The organism is Robinsoniella peoriensis (assembly GCF_000797495.1).
GTDB classification, from domain to species: Bacteria; Bacillota; Clostridia; order Lachnospirales; family Lachnospiraceae; genus Robinsoniella; species Robinsoniella peoriensis.
In genome coordinates this window covers 94,626-120,211 of record NZ_JTGN01000011.1, presented here as the reverse complement: position 1 = coordinate 120,211, position 25,586 = coordinate 94,626, and the positions used below count along the sequence as shown (strand labels likewise).

20 protein-coding genes are annotated in these 25,586 nt (G+C 41.0%); 16 read left to right on the top strand and 4 right to left on the bottom strand.

All coding sequences use genetic code 11. From position 1 onward, the window contains the following. Positions 1 to 786 carry a DUF7402 domain-containing protein gene (locus tag QR40_RS20945; protein WP_027296866.1) on the top strand — a complete coding sequence of 262 codons (786 nt, stop codon included), beginning with the start codon at positions 1 to 3 and terminating at the stop codon, positions 784 to 786. Here the strand turns inward: QR40_RS20945 and QR40_RS20940 are convergent. Both QR40_RS20940 and QR40_RS20935 read right to left on the bottom strand, forming a co-directional pair. Then, positions 781 to 2,313: a response regulator gene (locus QR40_RS20940; protein WP_044296639.1), complete on the bottom strand. Its 1,533-nt coding sequence runs from the start codon at positions 2,311 to 2,313 to the stop codon at positions 781 to 783. The genes QR40_RS20945 and QR40_RS20940 overlap by 6 nt on opposite strands. After that, on the bottom strand, positions 2,270 to 4,093 hold the full coding sequence (locus tag QR40_RS20935; protein ID WP_044296638.1) for a sensor histidine kinase: 1,824 nt from the start codon (positions 4,091 to 4,093) through the stop codon (positions 2,270 to 2,272). The genes QR40_RS20940 and QR40_RS20935 overlap by 44 nt, the downstream gene beginning before the upstream one ends. 200 nt (positions 4,094 to 4,293) lie before the next feature. Here QR40_RS20935 and QR40_RS20930 point away from each other — a divergent pair, with 200 nt between their 5' ends. Both QR40_RS20930 and QR40_RS20925 read left to right on the top strand, forming a co-directional pair. Next, positions 4,294 to 4,872: an HD domain-containing protein gene (locus tag QR40_RS20930; RefSeq protein ID WP_044296637.1), complete on the top strand. Its 579-nt coding sequence runs from the start codon at positions 4,294 to 4,296 to the stop codon at positions 4,870 to 4,872. 130 nt (positions 4,873 to 5,002) lie between these two features. Beyond that, the gene (locus QR40_RS20925) at positions 5,003 to 6,394 is read left to right on the top strand and encodes an MATE family efflux transporter (RefSeq protein ID WP_044296636.1); all 1,392 of its coding nucleotides are present in this window, start codon (positions 5,003 to 5,005) and stop codon (positions 6,392 to 6,394) included. A 21-nt stretch (positions 6,395 to 6,415) separates the two neighbouring features. Here QR40_RS20925 and QR40_RS20920 read toward each other — a convergent pair whose 3' ends face one another. After that, positions 6,416 to 8,203 (bottom strand): glycosyltransferase family 2 protein, encoded by a 1,788-nt coding sequence (locus QR40_RS20920; RefSeq protein WP_052430975.1) that lies wholly within the window; start codon positions 8,201 to 8,203, stop codon positions 6,416 to 6,418. Between the two features lie 304 nt (positions 8,204 to 8,507). Here QR40_RS20920 and QR40_RS20915 point away from each other — a divergent pair, with 304 nt between their 5' ends. The 7 genes from QR40_RS20915 to QR40_RS20885 all read left to right on the top strand — a co-directional run bounded on the left by QR40_RS20915 (position 8,508) and on the right by QR40_RS20885 (position 19,885). Then, positions 8,508 to 10,322: a cache domain-containing sensor histidine kinase gene (locus QR40_RS20915; protein ID WP_242858569.1), complete on the top strand. Its 1,815-nt coding sequence runs from the start codon at positions 8,508 to 8,510 to the stop codon at positions 10,320 to 10,322. A 13-nt stretch (positions 10,323 to 10,335) separates the two neighbouring features. Beyond that, complete coding sequence (locus tag QR40_RS20910) at positions 10,336 to 11,859, top strand: response regulator transcription factor (RefSeq protein WP_027296872.1); 1,524 nt, start codon at positions 10,336 to 10,338, stop codon at positions 11,857 to 11,859. Further along, on the top strand, positions 11,856 to 13,106 hold the full coding sequence (locus QR40_RS20905) for an ABC transporter substrate-binding protein (protein WP_044296635.1): 1,251 nt from the start codon (positions 11,856 to 11,858) through the stop codon (positions 13,104 to 13,106). The genes QR40_RS20910 and QR40_RS20905 overlap by 4 nt, the downstream gene beginning before the upstream one ends. Before the next feature lie 228 nt (positions 13,107 to 13,334). Then, on the top strand, positions 13,335 to 14,795 hold the full coding sequence (locus QR40_RS20900) for an extracellular solute-binding protein (RefSeq protein ID WP_044296634.1): 1,461 nt from the start codon (positions 13,335 to 13,337) through the stop codon (positions 14,793 to 14,795). Positions 14,796 to 14,905: 110 nt separating this feature from the next. Then, a complete protein-coding gene (locus tag QR40_RS20895; protein WP_027296875.1) occupies positions 14,906 to 15,793 on the top strand; it encodes a carbohydrate ABC transporter permease in 888 nt (295 codons plus the stop codon). A 13-nt stretch (positions 15,794 to 15,806) separates the two neighbouring features. Continuing rightward, on the top strand, positions 15,807 to 16,628 hold the full coding sequence (locus QR40_RS20890; protein WP_027296876.1) for a carbohydrate ABC transporter permease: 822 nt from the start codon (positions 15,807 to 15,809) through the stop codon (positions 16,626 to 16,628). Between the two features lie 113 nt (positions 16,629 to 16,741). After that, the gene (locus QR40_RS20885) at positions 16,742 to 19,885 is read left to right on the top strand and encodes an alpha-mannosidase (RefSeq protein WP_044296633.1); all 3,144 of its coding nucleotides are present in this window, start codon (positions 16,742 to 16,744) and stop codon (positions 19,883 to 19,885) included. A 114-nt stretch (positions 19,886 to 19,999) separates the two neighbouring features. Here QR40_RS20885 and QR40_RS20880 read toward each other — a convergent pair whose 3' ends face one another. Next, positions 20,000 to 20,446, bottom strand: a complete 447-nt coding sequence (locus QR40_RS20880) for a GatB/YqeY domain-containing protein (RefSeq protein WP_027296878.1) — start codon at positions 20,444 to 20,446, stop codon at positions 20,000 to 20,002. 274 nt (positions 20,447 to 20,720) lie between these two features. On the opposite strand from QR40_RS20880, the gene QR40_RS20875 reads away from it, so the two are divergent. From QR40_RS20875 to QR40_RS20850, 6 genes are all read left to right on the top strand, one after another. Then, complete coding sequence (locus QR40_RS20875) at positions 20,721 to 20,930, top strand: FeoA family protein (RefSeq protein ID WP_044289772.1); 210 nt, start codon at positions 20,721 to 20,723, stop codon at positions 20,928 to 20,930. A gap of 15 nt (positions 20,931 to 20,945) precedes the next feature. Continuing rightward, on the top strand, positions 20,946 to 21,167 hold the full coding sequence (locus tag QR40_RS20870; RefSeq protein ID WP_027296880.1) for a FeoA family protein: 222 nt from the start codon (positions 20,946 to 20,948) through the stop codon (positions 21,165 to 21,167). Between the two features lie 99 nt (positions 21,168 to 21,266). Continuing rightward, positions 21,267 to 23,423 carry a ferrous iron transport protein B gene (gene feoB / locus QR40_RS20865; protein WP_044296632.1) on the top strand — a complete coding sequence of 719 codons (2,157 nt, stop codon included), beginning with the start codon at positions 21,267 to 21,269 and terminating at the stop codon, positions 23,421 to 23,423. 105 nt (positions 23,424 to 23,528) lie between these two features. Continuing rightward, positions 23,529 to 23,711, top strand: coding sequence for a FeoB-associated Cys-rich membrane protein (locus QR40_RS20860; protein WP_044289774.1), 183 nt, complete (start codon positions 23,529 to 23,531; stop codon positions 23,709 to 23,711). Positions 23,712 to 23,825: 114 nt separating this feature from the next. After that, positions 23,826 to 24,197 carry a heavy-metal-associated domain-containing protein gene (locus QR40_RS20855; RefSeq protein ID WP_044296631.1) on the top strand — a complete coding sequence of 124 codons (372 nt, stop codon included), beginning with the start codon at positions 23,826 to 23,828 and terminating at the stop codon, positions 24,195 to 24,197. A 148-nt stretch (positions 24,198 to 24,345) separates the two neighbouring features. Then, positions 24,346 to 25,341: an aldose 1-epimerase family protein gene (locus tag QR40_RS20850; protein WP_044296630.1), complete on the top strand. Its 996-nt coding sequence runs from the start codon at positions 24,346 to 24,348 to the stop codon at positions 25,339 to 25,341. Positions 25,342 to 25,586: the final 245 nt, after the last annotated feature.

Below are 25,586 nucleotides of genomic sequence, written 5' to 3'. Positions count from 1 at the left end.
ATGCTAAGTATTAAAGTATTGGACAGGGATGATAAAACAATAGCAGTCAGCCGGGGAGAAGAGGAAGTGAACCTGGTGTGTGCAAGAGAGTACAGGGAAGGCGACCGTATTATCCTGGAAGTGGATTGTGAACAGGGATATCTGTGGCTGCAGGTGGATGATGCTCTCGGCAAGTCCCTGGTGTACGTGACGGGAAATGTGGCATTCACTATTCCGTTCGGGGAAAAAAGAATCAGCTATTCACCAAAAGCATTTTACGGAACAAAGCACCTGATTACAGCCAGAACTGCAAAAGATTATGAGGTTAAAGCTTATCGCAATCTGGCATATAATATTAATGACCAGCATGGGGATACCAATTGTTATCCTCATGCCACGGCTAACGTGGAGACCAGAGGGGAGGCTGTTTTTGCAGCCAGAAACGCAATTGATGGAGTGACGGTAAACAGCAGTCATGGGGAATGGCCCTATGAGTCCTGGGGAATCAACAGACAGGATGATGCGGTTATGAGAATTGATTTTGGACGTACTGTAGAGGTTGATCAGGTGGTGCTTTACACCAGAGCGGACTTCCCCCATGATAACTGGTGGAAAAAAGCAGTCCTCACTTTCTCAGATGGAAGTACTCTGGAATTAGACATGAAAAAAAGCGCTTTGCCCCATATAAAAGCTTTCGAGAAAAAACAGATTAACTGGGTTGAAATCAGCCAGTTAATAAAATCAAAAGAGCCATCGCCATTTCCGGCGCTGACCCAGATGGAAGTATACGGTACAGACCTTCTATAATAGCCTGCCCGCATAAGCAGAAGGCGTCTTGCCGGTCTCATTTTTGAAAACCCGGCTGAAATACCTGGCGTCCTCATAGCCTGCGGCGGCAGCTATGGATTTAATATCTGCATCGATGTCTTTTTTTAAAAGCTGCTTTGCATGTTCCATGCGAAGATTAGTCATATACTGCAGCGGCGAAATGCCGCTGTTTTTTTTGTATATACGGTTAATATAAGAAGAAGTATAGCCAAAGCGTTCGGACAGATCATTTAGTGAAATCTTACAGTTGAAATTATCTTCAATATATTTTTTCAGATTCTCATAAAGGGAGTCTGCATTCATCCCCGGGGTATGTTGCCGGATGATTTCCATTAGCGATGAAGAGACGTCTGCACAGAGAGCCTCCGGGTCTTTGTATGTATAGAACCTGCATAGTATCTGTGACATATAATTCCGGCATATATTTTCTTCTACGTGAAATAAGGATGGAAGCGCATGATAAATTTCATACAAAAAGGAATCTGTGTATGCAGCAGGAGCGTGAAGTTTGTGGTATTCAAAAATGCCGTCTTTTGTATATTTTAAAAGCTGTGTCGAAGTGCTAATCTGATGCAGGTATGCACTTAAATTCTTTTGCAGGTTCTGTACCTGCGAAAAATCCGGCAGCGTATCACTGATGCAGCAGTAGCCCCTGGAAAAAGAGGGAACTGTAGTTTCATAGAAATGGCGGATCAGCTTTGCCGTATTCCAGATCTCGCTGCATGGAATCAGGGTAGGGCATACTTCTATGTGAAACGGAACATCAGATACAGCAGAAGCCATATAGCGGTAAAGAGCCAGGGCAAAGTGTTCTGGTGTAAAGGAAGCATTTGTTGTATAAATAATGACGAATTTCTGGAGGCTGTAAGTTTCATCGATCAGCCAGGCATGCTCCAGCTTCTGCCTGCCTTTTAAAAATCCAGGGATATCAAAATCTTCCCAAAGGATCTGGTAATCCCGGCTGATCTGAGGTGAAGTAAACTGGGAAGGCTTGCTGCCAAGACTGATTAGTGCCAGTATAAAACGGCCTTCATGAAAATAATAAGGCCAGCAGGCACTTTCTTCATCACCCTTTAAGGTCATTGAAAGAATATTGCGTTCTTTAGAGTGTCTTTCCAGCTGTATTTTTTGAGCCAGGCGGGTCAGAAGCTCTTTTAAGTCTTCCTGTGACACCGGTTTTAATATGTAATCCTCCACATTGTATTTTATTGCCGTTCTGGCATATTCAAAATTGCTGTAACCACTTAAAATCACAATATGGATTCCGGGATAGCGCTCCCGCACCTGGCAGATTAATTCCAGACCGTTAATTCCCGGCATTTCAATATCAGTAATTAAAATATCCGGCTGTGACACTGCCAGTAGTGCCAATGTTTCATTTCCGCTTTGTGCCTTGCCGATTACAGAAACAGATTCAGAAGAATTTTCCACTTTTTTGACTATATTATTCAGAATGATCGGTTCATCTTCCGTTACAATTACGGTTATTGTCGCATTCGTACTCATTTATATTCCCTCCTATTTTAATGAAAGCTCCCTGGTCTGTATTTTTGATCTCAAATACAAACAGATTGCTGTAAAACAGCTTTAGCCGCAGATATATATTGGCGATACCCATCCCGTTTATTGTCAGTTCGGGATAATTTTCTTCTTTGTTCAGGCTTTCGATTTTCTGATTTACCTGGTTGATTGCCTCATCCGTAAATCCGTTCCCGTTATCCCTGATTTCGGTATACCAGTAATTTTCTTCCAGCCAGGAATGAATCTCTATCTGCAGTGTTTTTCCGTCCTCTCTGGAATATTTTACACTGTTTTCTACCAATGGCTGAATAATCAGGCGGGGGATAGGCAGAAAGCAGAGCCCCGGTTCAATGTGATAATCAAAGGAAATTTTGTCACCAAACCGGATAGACATCAGGTCAGTGTAATTGCGCGTATGTTTTAATTCCTGTTCAAAGGTCGTGTTTTTGGAATAATCTTCGGTTATATAACGCAGCATCTGAGTTAGCTTGATACACATATCAGCTACCTGCATATCATCGTGCTCTTCCGCCATAATGGAGATAATAGTCAGGGAGTTGTATAGAAAATGTGAATCCATCTGTGCCTGCAGTGCCATAATCTGAGCGTGGACAGATAAAGTCTTGGATTTTACAATATCGTCCAGGGATTCTTTTAAACGGACCTGCATCCGGTTATATGCATCGCTTAACAGTTCCAGTTCATTTAAGTTGCTGTCGGGCACATAAGCGGATTCTTCTGAAATGGAGTCCAGTTCCAGATGGGAGATGCTGTCTTTTAAGCGTATGATGGGTCTGGTAATACTCTGGGCTACCCGGTAAGATATTGTCGTCAGCAGTAAAAGTGACACGGCTGCAATCAGGATACCAATGTTACGGTAAAAATGCTGATTGGTGAGGATATAAGAATCGGGAGTAATCAAAAGTGTAGTGAATCCCGTGAAATCAGAAGTATGCGTAGTAACAATCTCACGTTCTTTCGTATTTGGATTTATAAAGCTGGTTTCATTTTTGAAATCCAGTGAAATATAATGGTTAAGCAGCTTCTGATCCAGGTCATAGGGATAGATTAACTTTTTGTTTTTATCAAATATCAGAACTGTTTCCGCATGACGGTTAAAAGAATAAATGGTGTCAGAAATTACCCGGTCCAGTGTATAGTAATTAATCTGTATTTCTATGACGGCCTTTGGGATAGTCAATGCATAACGTCCAAAGCAGCGGAGCATGGAAATGGTGTGGACATCCTTGTCAATCTTATAAATGGTACCGCTGTCGGTAGGCATTATATTTTTTGCCCCATTTAAGTCAATGGTAGGCTGTATTAAATCTTGTTTTATGCTGGAAGTAAGTTCATAAGGCTGATAGTCATAACGCTGGCCAAATGTAATCAGATGATTATCTTCCAGATTCAGGATATTCATGTGGAAAAATTCAAAATCATAACCGCATATTGTGTAAATGGTATTCTGAAATGCCCGGTCAAATGCCAGTTTGCGCCGGGCAGCATTTTCAAAAACATATTCCCGCACTACATCAGATTCCAGCATCTTCTTTTGGAGGACATTTATATTGTCAAAAGTCTGCTCAATCTGATGGGATATAATTTTTGTACTTTGCCTGGAGGTTGCCGTATAGTTTTTCACAAAAGTATTGTAAGAAACAAAATAATACAGAAAGCTGGTAAATAGAGTCAGTAATAAAATAATTGACCCATAGGATAAAAAAATCTTGGTTTTAATAGAAGAAAATAAGTTGGCCTTCATAAGGGTGTCCTCACTGTGTAAATTGTATAGTAAATATGTAAATATAATCTGCTCTTTGTTAATATAACACATAGAGACAAGGATGGAAAGAGAGAAAACGGTACTGATGGGTGGACAATCCGGACATATTATTGACTTTTTTTAAAATACGCTTATAATTACAACTAAATATTCTTTTATTGTATAAGGAGGGAAAACAGATGCAGACAAAGGTAACCAGGGAAGAAGCACTGGAATTATTAAAAAAATATAATCAGGAACCATTTCATATGGTTCACGCGCTCACGGTAGAAGGAGTAATGAGATGGTATGCCAAAGAACTGGGGTATGGAGACGAGGCAGATTTTTGGGGAATGGCAGGTTTGCTGCATGATATTGATTTTGAAAAATATCCGGAAGAACATTGTATAAAAGCACCGGATTTATTAAAGGAGATTGAGGCAGAGGAAGAGCTGATTCATGCAATTTGCAGCCATGGTTATGGAATTGTGGTGGATGTAAAACCAGTACATGAGATGGAAAAGGTACTGTTTGCTGCCGATGAACTGACAGGACTGATTGGTGCGGCAGCGCGCATGCGTCCGTCTAAGAGTGTTATGGATATGGAAGTATCCAGCCTGAAAAAGAAATTTAAGGATAAGAAATTTGCTGCAGGCTGTTCCAGGGATATTATTAGAACAGGAGCAGAACAGCTGGGCTGGGATCTGGATAAGTTATTTGAAATGACAATTCTGGCAATGCGTAATTGTGAAAAAGAAGTTTGTGAAGAAATAAAATAAATTTCTTACCGGGTTGCACGGCAGCTGGGCTTTATTGGAACGATTGGCATCAAATGCCCATATATATATGGAAAATTAAAGAGGAGAGGCGGTATTGCAGAAGAAACTGTAATATATAAAAGGTATAAAAATGGAACAGATTCAACAAAAGAAAGAAAATCCCCTGGGTTATCTCCCAATTGGGAAGTTATTAGGAAAATTTGCGCTTCCGGCAGTTATTTCCATGCTGGTAAATGCACTTTATAACATCGTGGATCAAATCTTCATCGGTCAGGGTGTAGGCTATCTGGGTAATGCGGCAACAACCATTGCATTTCCCGTTGTAACTATCATTTTAGCGGCGGCTACGCTGTTAGGTGCCGGCGGAAGTGCATTTGCAGCCATTAAGCTGGGTGAAAAAAAGGAAGACAAGGCAGAGCAGACATTGGGAAATGTCTTTATTCTGCTTGCCGGAATCGGAGTTTTAGTTGCAGTTCTGGGATTGATTTTTCTGGATCCCCTGCTGAAAGTATTTGGCGCTACCGAGAACACAATGGCTTATGCAAGAGAGTATACGGCGATTATATTGATTGGTGCACCGTTTAATATGCTTGGCATCGGACTTTCCAATATGGCAAGAACAGATGGAAATCCCTCACTGTCCATGTATAGTATTGTAATTGGTGCCGTACTAAATACCATATTAGACCCTATTTATATTTTTGTTTTCCACTGGGGGGTTACCGGAGCAGCGATCGCAACGATTACATCTCAGATTTTATCAGCAGTAGTACTGTTTATTTATTTTATCAGAAAGAGCAATATGCGTATTCGTATCTGTAATTTTAAATTAAGCGGATATATTTGCCGGAATGTGTTAGTTCTGGGGATTTCCAGTGGTATTACCCAGATTGCTGCGACTATCCTGCAGGTTGTACTAAACAATTCCCTGGTCTATTATGGTGATCAGACCAGTGTAGGCGGAGATGCGGCACTTAGTGCAATGGGAATTGTCTCTAAAGTGGGAATGATCCTTGTGTCAATCTGCATCGGAATCGGTATCGGTTCCCAGCCGATCCTGGGATTTAACAAGGGTGCCAATAACCCCAGGAGAATACGTAAGACATACATATGTGCAATAGGAGCGGCAACGGCCGTATCCATTGCAGGGTGGATTGCCTGTCAGCTGTTTCCATATCAGATCTTAATGTTATTTGGAACGTCAGATGCAAACTTTACGAATTTTGCAGTAAAATGCACCAGGATTTATATGCTTGGAATTTTTACAGCCGGTTTTCAGGTCGTTTCCACCAGTTATTTTCAATCCACCGGGCAGCCCATGAAGGCGTCTGTATTGTCCATGCTGCGGCAGTTAATTCTCCTGATCCCGTTTATCCTGATTATGCCTCTGTTTTTAGGATTGGATGGCATATTAATTGCAGGCCCGATGGCGGATATTATTTCCGCATTGATCGTTGCTGTATTTGCAGTTCATGAGTTGAAAAAGCTGTCAAAGAGCTGCGCAACTAACCCCACAATTTAATAAATCTGTTACTCAAAAATTTTAGCATGAAGCGGAATCCAGATATATCATGGTTTTTTCAACATTAAAACTTGGCTGCAAATGCTCTACATATACACCTACAATCGCTCTTTTTTGATTCAGATTCAGCCAGTCATATTTAAAAAGTCCCTGACTGCCGGACATTTTCAGCGTACCGTCCAGATAGACATCCAGGTCCTGATACTGCATCCGTATTCTGACTTTTGTGAAATATAGAGGAGCCTGTACATGGATATACATTCCTGATTCTAAAAAACTCATTACCTCTCCAGGATAGCTCTCTGTTTCTGTTTCAACCGTTATTTTATGTCCGCTTTTTACCGTGGAGTAATCACTGCGGGGAGTATTTCCGATGTGATATGCAACCCGGATACAGATTACAATGCCCATAAAGTTATAGATACTCCATACCAGATTAACGACGAAAGGAATAAGCGTTATATACCCCAGGTGGAGGAATAGACCTCCTGTAATCCAGGAAAACAGGGTAATTGCCGCAATTACCATATGAGGCAGGATTACCTGTGCCTGAAAATGGGAACGGTCATCTCTCATTTCTTTGGGTGTAACGGCAAAGTTTAAACTTGCACTGAAGAATTCCCGTAAAACAGAGAGACACATGTGGGGTGCCATTGCTATTTCATAATAATGAGCCCACTTCAGACTTCTGGTATTGGATATCATAGCGTAGAAAGACATCATCTGACCAATAAAAAACGGCAGGAAGAAAGTCAGGATTCCTGCAAGGTCCGCCTGCATTGCCAGTTTGGTCGTCAGAAGAAACCATATCGGGCAAAAGGTAAAGATCAATTTGGAGAATCCGGTATACCAGTAAATGTCTCCACCCAGATAAGCCAGCTTCTGCCAGTTGCTCAGACCCTTCATGCGCAGAGGGTGGTATTCTCTGGAAGTCTGGATATTTCCCCTGCACCACCGGTCTCTCTGGATCACAAGATCAGTATAAGTGGAGGCTGTGAGTCCCAGTACCAGCACCTCATTAATAAAGACAGACTGGTAACCGGCAGCCTGTAAAAGCATGCCTACAGCCATATCTTCAGTGATCGTATTAGTAGGATACATACCAATGTCCATAATACTATCCCTTCGAAAAACAGCATTTGTGCCTACGTGGAGGACTGCACCTACGGCAGCACGTGACTCCTGGATTTCACGCATAAAAAAATCCTGTTCATTGGGAATTTCTCTTCCCAGATTACGCTGATACATGTCTTTGTTGTAATAGACTTGTGGTGTCTGTACAAAAGCTGTTTCGGCATCGGAAAAATAACCTACCGTATGTTTCAGAAAGTTTTTAGAGCAAATCATATCCGCATCCAGGACCGCAAATAATTCTCCGGAAGAGTGCAGAAGAGCATTATTCAGATTTCCTGCTTTAGCGCCTTCATTGGATCCCCGGGTCATATAGTTGACGCCGCAGCGGGCAGCCAGTCTTTTCATATACCTGCGCTGTCCGTCATCGCAGATGTAGATATTAAGATTATCCCTTGGATAGTCCAGATTAAGGGCTGCTAAAACCGTAGTTTCCACCAGATCTTCCCCTTCATTGTAAGTACAGATAAAGATATCAACTGTGGGGATATGGCCGCCAAAGTCGTCAAGTGACTTTTTCTTAAGTTTATATTTCCTGCTTAATAGCAGCTGGGATATGAGAAACTGGGCAATTCCCAGAAGCTCCCCGCCAAGCAGCAGCGCTCCTAAACACAATTCCATAATACTTGCAGTTGGAATTACGGTCACTCTCCAGATAATATAGATAAAAGTAATCATAAAATTCCACCAAACCAATATTCTGGAGCTGCATCTGTTTCGTTTAACTAGATAGGAAATTAGAAAAGAGCCGCCAACGGCAGCAAGGAAATATAAGAATCCCATTTATGAATACACCTCGTTTGGTTTTATTGATTTATTGCAGTCATTTACCTTATAGTATTACTTGGATTTTGGGAAAGTATGCAGACCTTTTTACACGATCCCAATGTATCACTATATTTTATGTACAAATGGTACAGACTTATGGTAAAATATTCCCCATAAGACCATGAACATTCATAACAGGAAATGGGGAGGTTAAGTGAAGATCTTACACAAAGCGGTAAAATGGTTTGGATCACAGGGGATTGCCAAGAAAATTCTCATTGTTCTTTTGGTAGTTTCCATTATTCCAATTTTATGTATACAGTTCATTTCTTACAAAATCAGTACGTCTACCATTAAGGCGCAGACGGGTGAACTTATACTGGCAAATCTGGAACAGTCGGCAAACAGTGTGGAAAATTTTCTGGAAACTTATGATAAGTTAATTATGAATATTTATACGGACAGTGATTATGTTACCTATCTTAAACCCATTAATACATGGGATTCCGGAGAATTTTATGCTGCAAAGCATGAGCTGGTAAACCGTCTGCAGAATATTTCATATGTAAATCCGGATATTTTGGGAATTGCTATTGTTGGATTATATGGGGATACCGTGTTTTATGACAGCGTAACGGCTTCCGGAAATGAGAACTTCTGTTTCGAAGGAGATAAAATGAGGTATAGTCCGCTGTTTCAGGAATCCATGGAGGAAAAGCACACGATTTATTCGAAAAGCTATCATAAAATGGATTCGGAATATGGGGAAAAGAACTATCTGTATATTGCCCATCAGCTTACGGATTTTAACAGTTATGGAGAGGGACCGATTGGAAGTATCATTATCTGCGTAGATGAGGCAGCTTTCGGAGAGGTGTATGCCCAGGGAAATCATACGGAGTCAAATGTTACTTTTGTAGTGAATAAAAACGGCGATATTATTTCTTATCCGGAAAAGGCTTATGTGGGAGCTAATATTTTTGAGGATGAAAAGGATGAGGACAATATCGGTCAGGCGTCAAAAGAGTATATTCAGAAAATTAAATATGAATCCAAAAAGAAACTGGAAGTCAATTTTAAAAGTATCCGGGACGGTGAATTCTATATTGTCAATGTGCAGGATTTGAATTACACCTTATCCAATGTGTGGTATATATCCGTTTTGATTATTTTAATCGGACTTTTGGTAGGAATCCTGTGTATGCTGATAGCCATTTCCTTTTCGGATATGACGGATAAATCAGTAAAAAAAATACTCCATGGGATGAATAAGGCATATAAAGGGGATTATGATGTCCGGATAGAGATGGAGGGAAATGATGAATTTGCCCAGATCTCCGATCATTTTAATCACATGATCCAGAAAATCAAGAAATCCAATGCGATGGAGAAGGAAGCGATTGTCCGGGAAAAGAATGCGGAGATAAAATCACTGGAGGCACAGATCAATCCGCATTTCTTATATAACACGCTGGATACCATCAATTGGATGGCGATTGCCCACGAAGAGTTTACCATCAGCCGTATGCTTACAAGTCTTGCAGTGATACTGCGTTACAGCGTCCATAAGAGCAATGAGATCGTGGAACTGAGCAATGAGCTGGAATATCTGAAGAAATATGTTTATTTACAGCAGCAGCGTTTTGATTATTCTTTTCAGTGCATTCTTCATGTGGAAGAAGAAGTTCTGAATTGTAAAATACATAAGCTTTTAATACAGCCGCTGATTGAAAATACGATAGTTCATGGATTCCCGGGCAACACGGGATTTGATGAGATCAATCTTAGGATTCACAGGATTGATGATACGAATATAGAAATTGTAGTAGAAGACAATGGAAAAGGCATGGAACCGGAACTTGCAGAATTCTTTAATCACTTTGATTATCGCAAAGAGAGGATTGAATCCAGCATAGGAGTCCGTAATGTAATTACCAGAGTGAAACTCTATTATGGAGAATCGGGACATTTTCATGTTGTTTCCAGTGAAAACGGCACATCGGTAACGATTACAATTCCATATGAGTAGGGAGGATGAGAGTATGCGTATTATAGTTGTGGAAGATGAACCTAATACAAGAGAAGGTTTAATCGGGATTATCAATCGGTATACGGAGCATGAAATAATCTATACGGCGGTAAATGGGAAGGAGGGTTTGGAAAATATCAGATCTCTGAAACCGGATCTGGTCGTAACGGATATCCGGATGCCGGTTATGGACGGGCTTACGATGCTTCAGACACTTCATGATGAAGGAGAGGAGTTTCAGTCATTACTTCTGACCGGCTATTCAGAGTTTGAGTATGCACGGAAAGCCCTGAAATTAAATGTGACAGAATATATTTTAAAACCGCTTGATATTGAAGAATTCTTAAAAATACTGAAAAGAGTAGAAAATAAAATAGAAAAAACGAAGATAGAACGGGTTTCAACCAGCCAGCTTTTATGGAGTTATCTGACTGGCACAGAGGATGAAAAACACAAAATTCTGCCGGTAATAGAAGAGTCTTTACAGGTAAATAAAAAAGTGCAGATTTCTCTTTTTCTGGTGAAAGGAAGCAGTGTGGCAAGAGAAAGTACTACAGAAATGATGGAAGAGACTAATTCTGTGCTGGATGCCATGTGTATGGAAAATTACTATGTGATATTTTTGTCCCAGGATGTAGGATTTCTTGTCATAGTACTGGATACCGAGCGAAACCGCAGTTTAAAACGGATTTTTCAAATGCGGGTACTGGAGAAAATAGGGAAAATATCGGAATGTTTTTGCAGTTATACCACCATATATGGTGTGACCGGGCTGGATGAGAAGGTTCAGGATTTAAAGGAATTGATGCGCCATGCGTTTTCCTTTCCTTCCGGTACAATTTTGGATGAAGAACTGCTGGCAGGATTTCAATATGAAAATATAGAATATCCGGATTCTCTGGAACGTGCCGTGTGCAGGGAGGTGCGCAGTGGTAAAGCAGAGCGCATACAGGAACTGGGCGAACAGTTTAAGAAAGGCGTGATCCAAAGCAAGGGGCACCCGGAATGTATCAGGGAGTTTACGGTTCGGTTTACCGCAGGTCTGCTTCGGGTTGTGAATGAGCTGAAGGAGAATCTGGAAAAAGACAATGGGATTCAGTATATTGTAGGAAATATGGCTAAAAGTAATTCCAGGGAAGAGCTGGAACATCAGTTTGATAAAGTCATGAAGACACTGTCTTTAAATGAAGATGACTTGTCCGGGCTTACGGAAAACGGAATGATTCTGAATGTGATAACATTTATCCGTGAAAATTATGCCAGGGATATCACCTTATCGGAAACGGCGGCGATGTGCGGTGTAACCCCGGAGTATTTAAGTAAGATATTCTACCGGGAAATGAATGTGAATTTTGTGGCATTCTTACAGAACTTCCGTATCAGTATGGCGAAAAGGCTGTTAAGCCTTGGAAAATGTAAGATAGGAGAGGTGTCAGAAGCGGTGGGCTTTCATGATCAGAAATATTTTGTGAAAGTATTTAAGAAAATTTGTGGTGTTACGCCTTCCGATTATAAAAAGGAGATGAACAGCCAATGAAGCTAAGATGGCTATTGGGCGGTGCGGCGGCATGTGTCCTCGTTATGCTGGTTATTACTTATATTGGGTTTTCTTCCAAAAATAATAAAGGGGTAAAAGGGGAAGAGGGCACAGAGCAGATTATCCGGATTCTGGCACCTGACGAAGGCAGTGTTCATAAACAGGCGCTGGAAGAAACAGCACAGAACTATTCCCGGATCAGAGGGAATAAGCAAGTGGAAATCCAGTTCATTTCCCAGGAAAATTATCAGAAAGAAATTTGTATGAGAACGGATGAGGGAACCAATACAGACCTGATCATCTGTGAAAATACAATGATGCCTTCTTTAATTGATATGGGCATATTAGAGGATCTGACTTCTTATGTGGAAGGTAATGTAAAATTAAGATACCAGCAGAATCTCTGGACCAATGCCATCAGCGACGGGAAATACTTTGGGGTACCATTTACGAATGATCCCTATGTATTGTTTTACAATAAAGACCTGATGAAAAAAGAGAGTCAGGCAGTGCCAAAAACCTGGGATGAGTTATTAAACGTATGTGATCATATCAAAGGGCTTGGAAACTATGGATTTGGATTTGCGGCAAAGCAGCCGGAGGAAGTGACATCATTTTTCATGCAGGTGTTATACTCCTGTGGCGGCTCCCTTCGGGAAGTTAATGGAAGTGCAGGGAATCAGGTGTTTCAGTTTCTGCTGCAGCTAAAAAACAGAAAACAGATTTCACCGGATACCATAAACTGGAGTCAGTCAGATCTGGCACACGAATTTGCAAAAGGGCATATCGCAATGATGGCAGGAAATGCCAGCATGGCTTCCGTACTGAGAACAAGCCGCCTGGGATTCGAAGTGGGGGTTGCCGGGATGCCCTCGGGGAAAAAGGAAGCGTATTTACTTCATGGGAAGAATATCGGAATTACAAAATCTGCCGATGTAGAAGAAGCAAAAAAATTTCTGGACTATATCAGGGAGCTGGATGTTGCCAATTTTCTTACGAAAGAAATGGATTCCGTTCCGGTTCTGGTTGAAGGGGTATATGAACAGAAAAAAATAGGTCCTGGCAAAGAACTTGTATCGGATTATATGAAAAATGGAGTCACAAAAGGCGCATATGATTCCTGGTTTGACATATCCGCAGCCGTGGCAAATGGGATTTATGAAATATTGCATGAACGGAATGTAAGTGTACAGGAAATTGGTGACGCCATGCAGGATAAAGTTCGTGTAGCTATTATTGATAAATAGGATAATTTACAAATGATAATATGCAAAAATGTTGTGAAAGTGTATAAAGAAAAATGCCTTCACAACATTTTTTTGACAAAAAATGAGCAAAAAAGTATAGACGAAGATTAAAAATGTACCCCTTTTTCAAAAATGTGGAATTTTCAAAACGAAATTGGGATGATAATATATAGACAGCTTAAGAAAAGCAATGGGACATGAAAAAGTAAAAAAAAGGAGCGATGAAGTATGAAAAGAAAAAAATTGGTGAGCGTTATGATGGCATCCGCAATGGTATTAGGATTGACAGCCTGCGGTGGTTCAGGTGGTGGAACGGATTCCACGACAGCAGGTACTTCCAAGGAGACGAAAGCTGAGACAGCAGCAGGTTCTGAAACAGCTGCAGGCGATGAGACTAAGGCAGCCGGTGACACAGCTGCAAGCGGAGATGCCAAGACAATTACCTTTACTTTCCGGGATGACGGACAAGGTGAGAAAAGTGCTCTTTGGCAGTGGATTCAGGATGGATATGACAGCTGGGATAAAAAAGATTCCGTGAAACTAAATATTTCTCCGATTGTCGCAAGCGAAGGCGATTATTTCGCTAAAATAGCATTACAGCTTCAGGATCCAAGTACTTGTCCGGATTTAGTTTGTGAAGATACTTTCCAGCTTCCAAATGACGTAAGTGCAGGTTATCTTACTGATTTATCAGATTATGTAAAAGATTATACGGAATGGAACGATGGTACATACTATGAATCCATGAAGAATGGTGTTTCTAAGGATGGCAAACCATATGGTATTCCATATTGTACAGATACAAGAGGACTTTGGTATAATAAAGATATCTTCAAACAGGCAGGACTGCCGGAAGATTGGGCACCGAAGTCCTGGCAGGAGGTTTTAGATGCATGCAAGACAATCAAAGAGAAAGTGCCGGATGTTGTTCCTTTCTGGTGTAACTCAGGTGTAGCTACCGGTGAAGCAACTTCCATGCAGACATATGAAATGCTCCTTTATGGAACAGGCGAAAGATTAATCGATGACAGCGGAAAATGGATCGTAAAGAGCCAGGGTATGTTAGACTCCCTTAACTTCTTAAATGACATTTACTCAAACGGATACGGCCCATCCTTATCGAAAGTATTAAATGGGCAGGCTTCCAATACCTCCGCAAGAGAATACCTGCCGCAGGGTAAACTGGCAATCTCCTTGGATGGAAGCTGGATCACAGGAAACTGGGAAGATACAGGCGCTTCACCATGGCCGGAAGCAAAAGACGTAATGGGATTTGCTCCAATGCCAACCAGCACAGGTCAGGAACCGGGAACAATTACCTTAGCAGGCGGCTGGGCATTATCCATTCCTGAAAATTCAGATGCAAAAGATATTACCTTTGAATTTATCAAACATTTAATGGATCCGTCTATTTATACAAAAGCAGTTATCGCACAGGGTAACATTGCAACCAGAACTGATGTAGCAAAAGATGCTGATTATTCTGCAAAACCATTTAAACAGATCTCAACAGATTTCCTTGCTACAGCTGAATTCAGACCTCAGAACGATCAGTACTCCACCGTTTCCACAAGTATCCAGTCCATGGTAGAAGCAGTAGTATCCGGCACGAGCCCGGAAGATGCAATTGCACAGTATGGAACAGAAGTAAAGCGTGCTGTTGGGGATGACAATACTGTTGAAAAATAGTAATTAAATGCAACGGGCGGGGTTAATCAGAATAGATTGAAACCCGCCCGGTCTTATTGAAAGGTGAAAGAGATGCTCATTTCACGAAGAAAGAAAAGGGGGCTGTGCTGATGGCTAGACCAAATAGAAAGGCAATGGTAATGGATGAAGCCAAGAAATCCATTTTGTTATTGCCGGCAATTGTACTGTTAATCGCGTTCTTTATTATTCCGATTGTATTAACTGTTTATTACTCTTTTACAAATTTAGCACTTAGTGGTTCAAATGCGGCGAATTTTCAAATAGTGGGACTGGAAAATTACATAAAAATGCTTACAGATCCAAATACCTTAATCGCCATTAAAAATACTTTGATTTTCTTAGTTGGAAGTTTAATTGGGCAGTCCGTATTAGGATTTACGATTGCCTATTTGATGAAAAATAAAGCAAAGACCTTTCGTAGTATCGTAGGTCCCTGCATCCTGGCAGGCTGGGTTATGCCTGAGATTGTTGTAGCATTATGCTGTTCCTCTTTCTTCCAGGAATCCGGTACACTCAACATGATTATGGGTGCAATACAGATTGAGCCCATCGCCTGGCTGTACCAGCATCCAATGGCTGCCGTTGTAGCTGCAAACATATGGCATGGAACTGCATTCTCTATGATGAACTTTCAGTCTGCACTGGATAATGTATCCGGAGATATCGAAGAGGCTGCAAAAGTGGACGGAGCAAACCGCAGGCAGACACTGCTTCGGATTATCGTACCCTGTATCAAAGATACCATTGCAACCAATACCATGTTAAATACCTTATCAACACTGGGTGTATTTGGATTGATCTACATTATGACTGGCGGAGGACCGGGTAATTCAACCAGTACACTTCCAATCTATATGTACAGACAGGCATTTACCAGCGGACAGATGGGTGCCGGAACAGCAATTGGTATGTTAATCTTAGTAGTTGGTATTGTCTGCAGTATCATCTATGCAAGAATATTGAAATCAGACGATTAAGGAGGGAAATTATATGCATGAAAAAACAACAAAGGGAATCCATTATGCAATCCTGAGCTGTATTGCATTGGTATTCATACTTCCACTTCTCTGGGTTGTTATCGCCTCCTTAGATACGAACGCAAGTGAGGCAATTAAGGCACCTACGCAGTGGACATTAGAGAATTACAAATCAGTACTTTCGAACAAAACGAATTTAAAAGGTTTTGGTATCGGGCTTTTCATCTCCTTTATCCAGGCAACCATCGTAGTAATTGTATCCGGGCTTGGCGCTTATGCTCTTTCAAGATACCGCTTAAGTTACCGCAAAGGGTTCATGTACGTGATCCTTTTTATGACCGCACTTCCGATGACGGCAGTTATTGTTCCTGTATACAAAATGTTTTTATCAATAGGCTTGCTAGATAGCATCTGGGGTGTTATTCTATTCCTGAGTGCTTCATCACTGCCCTATGGAATCTGGCTGATGAAAAATTTTATGGATGGCGTTCCGGTAGAGCTGGAAGAAGCCGCATGGGTAGATGGAGCAACTACCTGGCAGTCAATTCGAAAAGTAGTGGCGCCGCTTATGTTCCCGGGAATTTGTGTTGTATTTATATATACGTTCTCAGGAAGCTGGGGGAACTTCTTTATTCCCTATATCTTATTGAGTACACCTGCTAAGCAGCCTGCATCAATTCTCTTATATCAGTTCTTTGGAAATAATGGAATGGTTCAGTACGGACAGCTTGCAGCATACTCCGCAGTATATGCTTTACCCTCAATTTTACTTTATATCCTGTCTCAAAAATATATGTCAAAAGGATTTACCATGGCAGGGGCAGCAAAAGGATGATATTATACATGTGCCATACATCAGAGCCTGCTTGAAGCAGACTCTGATAAGGCACGTGATGTAGTTATAATAATGCAGATATCTTAATATCTGCCATAAAGAGGAGGTAACTCATGGTTTTAATTAAGGAAAGGATAGGAAAACTGATCGAAGACTTACATGAATTAATCTATCCGGAATCAGTTAATATCCAGAATTACAAAATGATTCAGACCACGGAACGTTTTACTGACATTACAGGTTTGGACACCAGTGCATGGCAGGAATTTTCCAGGGAACAGATTTGGGGCGGACACCGGGAGTATTACTGGTTTGAGACAACCGTAACGATACCCGATAGCTTGCATGGCAAGTGTGTAGTTTATGAACTAATCACCGGAAAAGAGAGCGAGTGGGATGCAACGAATCCACAGTTCTCTGTTTATGTGAATGGAGAAATGAAGCAGGGAATGGATGTGAACCACAGGGAAACGGTTCTGACAGAACATGCTGCTGCAGGCGAAAGCTATCGTATCGTCTTATCTGCATTTACGGGGGACCAGAATTTCAGCCTGAAGCTGGATTCAAAGTTAAAAACATTAGACCGGAAGACAGAAAAATATTTTTATGATATTTCTGTGCCGTTAAATGTTGCAAGGCTGTTAAACCCGGATGACAAAGCATACATAACAATTATTACAAGGTTAAACGAGTCTTTGAATCTGCTTGACTTAAGAAAAGAATATTCCGAAGAATATTACGATTCACTGGAAAAAGCACAGGAATACATTACAAAAGAATTCTATGAAAAAGAGTGTGGGAGCAGTGATGCAGTTGTTTATTGTGTAGGCCATACCCATATTGATGTGGCATGGCTCTGGTCACTGGCAGTGACAGAAGATAAGGCGGTCAGAAGTTTTTCAACGGTACTGGATCTGATGAAACAGTATCCCGAATACATTTTTATGTCCAGCCAGCCCCAGCTTTATAAATATGTAAAAAAGAATGCCCCAGAGGTATATGAACAGATCAAAGAAAGAGTAAAAGAAGGCAGATGGGAACCGGAAGGCGGCATGTTTGTAGAGGCGGATTGTAATATTGCATCCGGCGAGGCACTGGTCCGTCAGTTTATGTATGGACAGAAGTTCTTCCAGGAAGAGTTTGGCGCAGATAATTCAATTCTCTGGCTTCCGGATGTATTCGGATATTCGGCAGCGCTGCCCCAGATTATGAGAAAATGCGGGCTGCCATATTTTATGACAACGAAGATCAGCTGGAATGAATTTAACAAAATGCCCTATGATACCTTCGAATGGGAAGGAATTGACGGCAGCAGGGTTTTGACTCATTTTGTATCAACCAGGGATTATAAAAAAGGCGCAGTGGAAGGCGGATTCGAAACGGAGCATTTTACCACCTATAACGGAGATATTAATCCGTCTCAGATCAAAGGCGGGTGGGCACGTTACAGCCAGAAATATCTAAACGAAGAAATCTTAAATTCCTTCGGCTATGGTGATGGCGGCGGCGGTCCTACTGCAAAAATGCTGGAAAACCATAGAAGATTAGAAAAAGGAATACCAGGTTGTCCGAAAACAGTTATGAGTACAGCCAAGAATTACTTTGAAGTTCTGGAAAAGAATGTGAAGGATCATAAATATCTGCCATCCTGGGTTGGGGAATTATACCTGGAATACCATAGGGGAACTTATACTTCCATGGCATGTAATAAGAAATATAACCGAAAAGCAGAATTCGCATATGAAAATGCAGAACTATACGGAATGATGGATCAGGATCTGACAGGAAATGCCTATCCTGACCATAAGCTTCACGAAGCATGGGAAGTAATCTTACGAAATCAGTTCCATGATATTCTTCCTGGATCCTCCATCAAAGAAGTATATGATGATTCTAAGGCAGAATACGAAAGTATATTTGCAATAAACAAAGATCTGGTAACCAATGCATTAAAAAATATTACAGACAAAGTGCAAGCTCCAAAGCATTCCATTGTAGTATATAATCCCAACAGTATGACAGCAGATGAGATCGTCAGCTTTCCGTGTCCGCAGGGGATGACAAATGCTGCCGTATACGACGGAGAGCGGCTGATTCCATCCCAGACAGCACATACCGGAGAAATTATTTTTAAGGCAGACAGTGTTCCGTCAAAAGGTTACAAGACATTTTATCTGAAAGAAGAAGAGTCAGAGGAAAGCGGCACTATGCAGGTTACTTCCACACATCTGGAAAATGACTTCTTTGCTATTACATTAAATGAAAAAGGACAGTTTGCATCCATTTATGACAAAAAAGCAAAGCGCGAAGTGCTGCAGCCGGGAAAAGCAGCCAATGTGATCATGACTTACGAAGACAGGCCTCATAATTACGATGCCTGGGATGTAAATAATTACTATGTTGAAAAATCCTGGGAAGTAGATCAGGTAGAAAAAATAGAAATCGCAGAAAACGGACCGGTAAGGGCTTGTATTAAGGTACAAAGAAAATACCTGGATTCCACAATTACCCAGTCTATCTGCATCTATCAGGATATTCCAAGAATTGACATCAAAAATGAAATCGACTGGAAGGAACACCAGATTTTCATGAAGACTTTATTCCCGGTAGATGTTCATACCAGCGAAGCTACATTTGATATCCAGTATGGTAATGTGAAACGCCAGACACACTATAACACATCCTGGGATTATGCTAAATTTGAAGTCTGTGTACACAAATGGCTGGATGTATCCGAAGACAATTATGGTGTAAGTATGCTCAATGACTGTAAATACGGCTGCAGTGTACATGATGGTGTAATTGGAATGTCAATGCTGAAATCTGCATGTTATCCAAATCCGGAAGCGGACAAGGAGTTCCATGAATTTACTTACTCCTTCTATCCTCACGAAGGCGACTGGAGAAGCGCAGGCACCGTAAAACAGGCTTACCAGCTCAATAATCCTCTTACAGCAGTAGTAAAAGAGAATGAAGGCGGAGAATTAAAAGATATCTACTCACATGTATCTTCCGATCAGGATAACGTTGTTGTAGAGGTTGTGAAAAAAGCAGAAGAGGGAGACGCTCTAATTGTGCGTCTGTACGAATGCTTCAACCGCAGAACCCACGCATCCCTGACCTTTGCAAAAGATATTGTATCCGCATGGGAATGTAATATGATGGAAGTGAATGAAGTGGAAACAGCTGTTGTTGGCAATAAAATAGAATTTAATATGAAACCTTATGAAATCAAGACATTTAAAGTTATTTTCTGACATGCTCTAGCTTTACAGGGAACAGGTTAAGGACGCTTAGTGAAATCTGTTAGAATACAATAAAGAAGGGGTGCGGCATACAGCATGCCACATCCCCGGATATGATCGGTAAAATTACTGCATCAAACTTCCCAATATCTGATTCACAAGTTTGCCATCAGCCACACCTTTAACCTTCGGCATCAGTTCTTTCATAATCCGGCCTTTGTCCTTACCGGTTGGAGCATCGATGCCAAGGCTTTTCAGCACCTCTGAAATAACAGACTTAATCTCGTCTTCGTCCATCATATGCGGCGCAAATTCTTCATATACAGCGATCCGTTTCTTGCATTCTTCTACAATATCAGTACGGTCGGCAGGCGTTAGTTCCAAGGTTTCTTTTGTCTGCTTAATCTCTTTTAATACCACTTCATTTTCTTCCTGCTCTGTCAGATCTTCTCTTTTGTCGATGGCCTTATTTTTTAAAGCGGACAACAGCATGGAAAGTGAATCTTTTCGTTCTTTTTCTCCGGCTTTCATAGCGGCAACCATAGCGCTTCTTACTTCATCTATTTTACTCATTGTGACCTCCTGTAAATAATTTAATAAATATATTTTTGATATACCTTTTATTATAGGAAGCGTGAAAATAAAAGTCAAGGAGAAATCTTTTGAAGGCATTCCCAAAACCGGTAAATATAGGTTTTGATAATTTTTTTCATTTTTTAAAAAAAAACTATTGATTTATTCTGAAAGTTAGTATATACTAACCATTGAAAAGAAGATTAGCGAAAGCTAACTGAAAGAAAAATAGCAAGGAATATTATAATTCTTACGGATGAGGTGGTGAGTAGTGATGCCTTTAACAATGGCGAGTACCGGAGAAATGAACGTTATTAAAAAAGTTGGCGGAAAAGAAGACACCAGAAGATTTCTGGAGAATCTTGGTTTTGTAACAGGAGCGGCTGTTACGGTTGTATCTGCGATTCAGGGAAATGTGATTGTGAATATCAAAGATTCCAGGGTTGCAATTAATCAGGATATGGCAAAAAAAATCATGATTTAAGAGGAGGAGAATGTAATGGCAACATTAAGAGATGTAGCTTGTGGAAACACAGTTACGGTAAGGAAGTTAAATGGCGAAGGTGCATTGAAGCGCCGCATTATGGATATGGGTATTACGAAAGGCTGTAAGGTTTTTGTTCGAAAAGTAGCCCCTCTCGGAGATCCTGTGGAAGTGACTGTGCGTGGATATGAGCTGTCCCTTAGAAAACAGGATGCTGAAATTATTGAGGTTGAATAAGGTGGTATAGAGAGTTGTTATAAATATGGAGTTCCATGAACTCTATTATTTTTGAAACAGAGTTAGGTGAAACTAACTATAAAGGAGGAAAAAGAGAAGATGGCAATTCGTATTGCACTTGCAGGTAATCCAAACTGCGGTAAAACAACGATGTTTAACAGCCTGACCGGCTCCAATCAATATGTTGGCAACTGGCCAGGAGTTACTGTTGAGAAAAAGGAAGGTAAATTAAAAGGGCATAAAGATGTGATTATCACAGATTTACCCGGAATTTATTCCTTATCTCCATATACCCTGGAAGAAGTAGTAAGCAGGGACTATATGCTGGATGAAAAACCGGATGTAGTGATCAATCTGGTGGACGCTACGAACCTGGAAAGAAATCTTTATTTAACTACACAAATCCTGGAGCTTGGTATTCCGGTGATTATAGCACTTAATATGATTGATCTTGCTAATAAAAATGGTGATAAAATCAATGTCGGAAAGCTCTCAGAAGCATTGGGATGTGAAGTCCTGGAGACCTCAGCACTAAAAGGCATTGGATTAGCTGAGGTGTCAAACAGAGCGGTTGCTCTGGCGGCTAAACAAAAAACAATGACTTCCCAGCATAAATTTTCCGATAAGGTAGAGAGTTATCTTACAGATATTGAAGATCAGCTTCCTTCAGATCTACCTTCAGAACAGGTTCGCTGGTACAGTATTAAAATGTTTGAAAAAGATCCAAAAGTCATAGAAAAACTTTCGCTTTCTGCAGACAGCAGTAAAGTTATCAAAAATGTTGTGGAAGTGGCTGAAAACGAGATGGATGATGATACAGAAAGTATTATTACCAATGAAAGATATGAGTACATAGAAAAAGTGATTCATAATTGTCTGAAGAAAAAACAAAAAGGGATGACAACTTCAGATAAAATTGATAGAATAGTTACAAACCGTTGGCTGGCACTGCCAATCTTCGCAGCAATTATGTTTTTGGTTTATTATGTTTCCGTAACTACAATTGGTGCAGTGGTAACAGATTTTACAAATGATACTTTATTTGGTGCTTGGATTCAGCCGGCTGTACAGGCAGGTCTTGAAAATATAGGCGCTGCAGAATGGCTGATATCTCTGGTAGTAGACGGTATTATCGGCGGCCTTGCAGCCCCCATTGGATTTGCACCGCAGATGGCAATTTTATTCCTGTTCCTTTCTGTATTAGAAGATTGCGGTTACATGGCGCGTGTTGCATTTATCATGGACCGGGTATTCCGCAGATTCGGACTTTCCGGTAAGAGCTTTATTCCGCTTTTGATCGGTTCCGGATGCGGCGTTCCTGGAATAATGGCAACAAAGACGATTGAAAATGAAGAAAACCGTAAAATGACTATTATGACTACCACATTTATTCCCTGTGGAGCAAAACTGCCGGTTATTGCCTTAATTGCAGGTGCCATTATGGGCGGTGCATGGTGGATGGCTCCGCTGATGTACTTCATTGGAATCTTTGCTGTTGTAATTTCCTGTATTATGTTAAAGAAAACAAAATTATTCGCCGGAGAAGTATCTCCGTTTGTTATTGAATTACCCCAGTATCATATTCCGGATGTGAAAACAGTGCTGCTTCATGTTTGGGAACGTGTATGGAGCTTCCTGAAGAAGGCCGGAACGATTCTGTTCCTCTGCTGTATGGTAATGTGGTTCCTTGGAACTTTCGGTTTTGCCAATGGACAATTTGGAATGGCAGCATCCGAGAATGACAGCTTACTGGCTATTATCGGCGGATTTATTGCACCGATCTTTGCACCTCTCGGATTTGGCAACTGGAAGGCAGTGGCATCTTCCCTTTCCGGTTTCGTTGCCAAAGAAGGTATTGTCAGCACCATGGGCGTTATTGCCGGAATGTCAGATGCGGCAGAAACAGATGCCACATTATGGCAGACTGTTATGACATTCTTCCCAAGTGCCATTGCTGCATTCTCCTTCCTGGTATTTAACCTGTTGGATTCTCCGTGCCTTGCAGCTATCAGCACAATGGCAAAAGAATTCAGAAGTAAAAAATGGACCGCATTTGCTATCATATATCAGAACATATTTGCTTATGCAGTGACTTTAATGATCTTTCAGTTTGGTACGGCCTTCACAGGCGGTGGATTTACAGTAGGAACTGCAGTTGCAGCAATTATATTGATTATTTTCCTGTTTATGCTGTTCCGTCCGGCTTACAATCCGAACAAACACAAACAGGCATCCGGCAAGATGGCGAGAGCGTAACAGCATGGTATAAATTCGAACTTGCACGTAACTGTTTATCCGGTACATCATTGTAAACGCTGCAATGTTGTACGAACTTTATGAATGTAGAAAGAAGGAGGTTTTATGTTAAGTTGGATCACTGCGAATGCAGCAACCGTTAGTATATCAATTGCGATTCTGCTTGTCGTAATCCTGGATGTGCGCTATATCATCAAGCAAAAAGAAAAAGGTGGTATGTGTGCCGGCTGTTCCGGATGCGGCGGGAGTTGCAAGAGTTGTAAACCTCAGCATAAAAAGATAGGTTAAACACTGGATTGCGGGGCGGAGGTATGGGATTAAAGCAGGAAGCTGCTCTGGTTCCATGCATCTGCACCCGCATTTCCTGTACATATCTGAAAATGGAAGAGAGGAGAAAATTTCATGAATCCGGCAAATCTTATTATAATCCTGATTATTGCGGCAGGTGTATTTTTGGCTATCCGTCCCACTATCAAACATATGAAAGGGGAGGGGAGCTGCTGCGGCGGAGGTTCTTCGGATGGTTCCAAAAGAAAGAAGAAGAAACTTACAGAGCCTAAATGCGGAGAAAAGGTTATATACGTGGATGGAATGCACTGCCAAAATTGTAAAGAGAGAGTGGAGGATGCAATCAACCAGATTGATGGTGCGGCAGCGGTGGTACATCTGAAAGAGAAAAGAGCAATTGTTTCGATGAGTCGGGAGATTGCGGATGAACCGCTTATAAAAGCAATTGAAAGTGCAGGTTATCGGGTAAAGAAAATAAATCCGTAAAAACGCACATAGAAGAGTTGAAAATTTTAGTAAAAATAGCAATTGAAAATTCCTGAAAAGCCGATACAATTGAATTAGTAAAACTAATTTACAAAAACTAATTTAGCAAAAATCAAGGAGTCTTAGGAGATAAGGCGCAGGAGGGAATATGCAGAAAACGGAATTAAAAAAAATGGGCAGTATACAGCAAATGGCATATGTACGGAATATAGAATTCAAAGAGGGGCGTGCCTGTGGCATGAAGGCATTTCAGGTGAAGTCCGGTAATATTCAGTTTACGGCTGCCCAGGATAAATGCCTGGATATTGTGGAACTGTCTTACAAAGGAAGAACACTGAACTTTTTAAGTAAGCCGGGTTTACAGAACCGTCAGCATTATGATTCCAGTGGTTTTGAAGCGCAGCGCAGTATAATGGGCGGCCTTTTCTTTACCTGTGGAACTGATAATGTAGGAACACCGGAGCCAGAGGCGAATCCGCCGCTGCCAATGCATGGAAGCCTTCGTTCAACACCTGCAGAGCATGTCTGCGCAGATGCTTACTGGGCGGATACGGAGTATCATATCAGGATATCAGGAGAAATGCGTCAGGCACAGCTTTTTGGTGAAAATGTCGTATTGAGAAGAACAATTGAAACTGTTTTGGGTTCCAATGTGATTCATATACATGATGAATTTGAGAATCAGTCATATGAAGAGGTACCGTTTATGCTGCTTTACCATTGTAATGCAGGTTATCCGTTGCTGGATAAGGGAACTGTGATTGATATACCGACTGATCAAACGGTTCTAAGAGGAGAAGACAGCCAGACCTGTCTGAACTGGAGAGAAATGGAAGAACCGGAAGATGGAAAACCGGAAGAAGTATTTTTTCACCAGGTTCAGGCAGATGAAAAAGGTGATACATATGCAGCTGTCATCAACAAAGATATGGGGCTGGGGCTAAAAGTTCATTTTAACAAAAACCAGCTCCCCAACCTGACCCAGTGGAAATCAGCCGCTTCCGGGGACTATGCTCTGGGACTGGAACCTTGTAACTGCCGAGTTAACGGCCAGTCCTGGGAAAAAAAGAACAATACGCTGATGACGCTGAAAAGCGGAGAGAAAAAAGCTGTTGATCTAAAATTTGAAATTATAGAGCTGTAATTAAATTTTTTGAACCAAACAATTTTCAGACAAAAGAGAGGTGCAGTCATGTGTCTCTTTTTTTGTTTGACCGGCAGGGTTTTCTGTATTAAGATATCACCAAAAATTTTGTTGATCAATTTCATGGAGTTAGCTAAAACTAACAAAATAATATTTATTATCAGTAAAGACTTGACTTTTTCTGAAAGTTAGCATAAGATAACTATATAAAAATGATTGACCATTACATACTTTAGAGTTGGAAA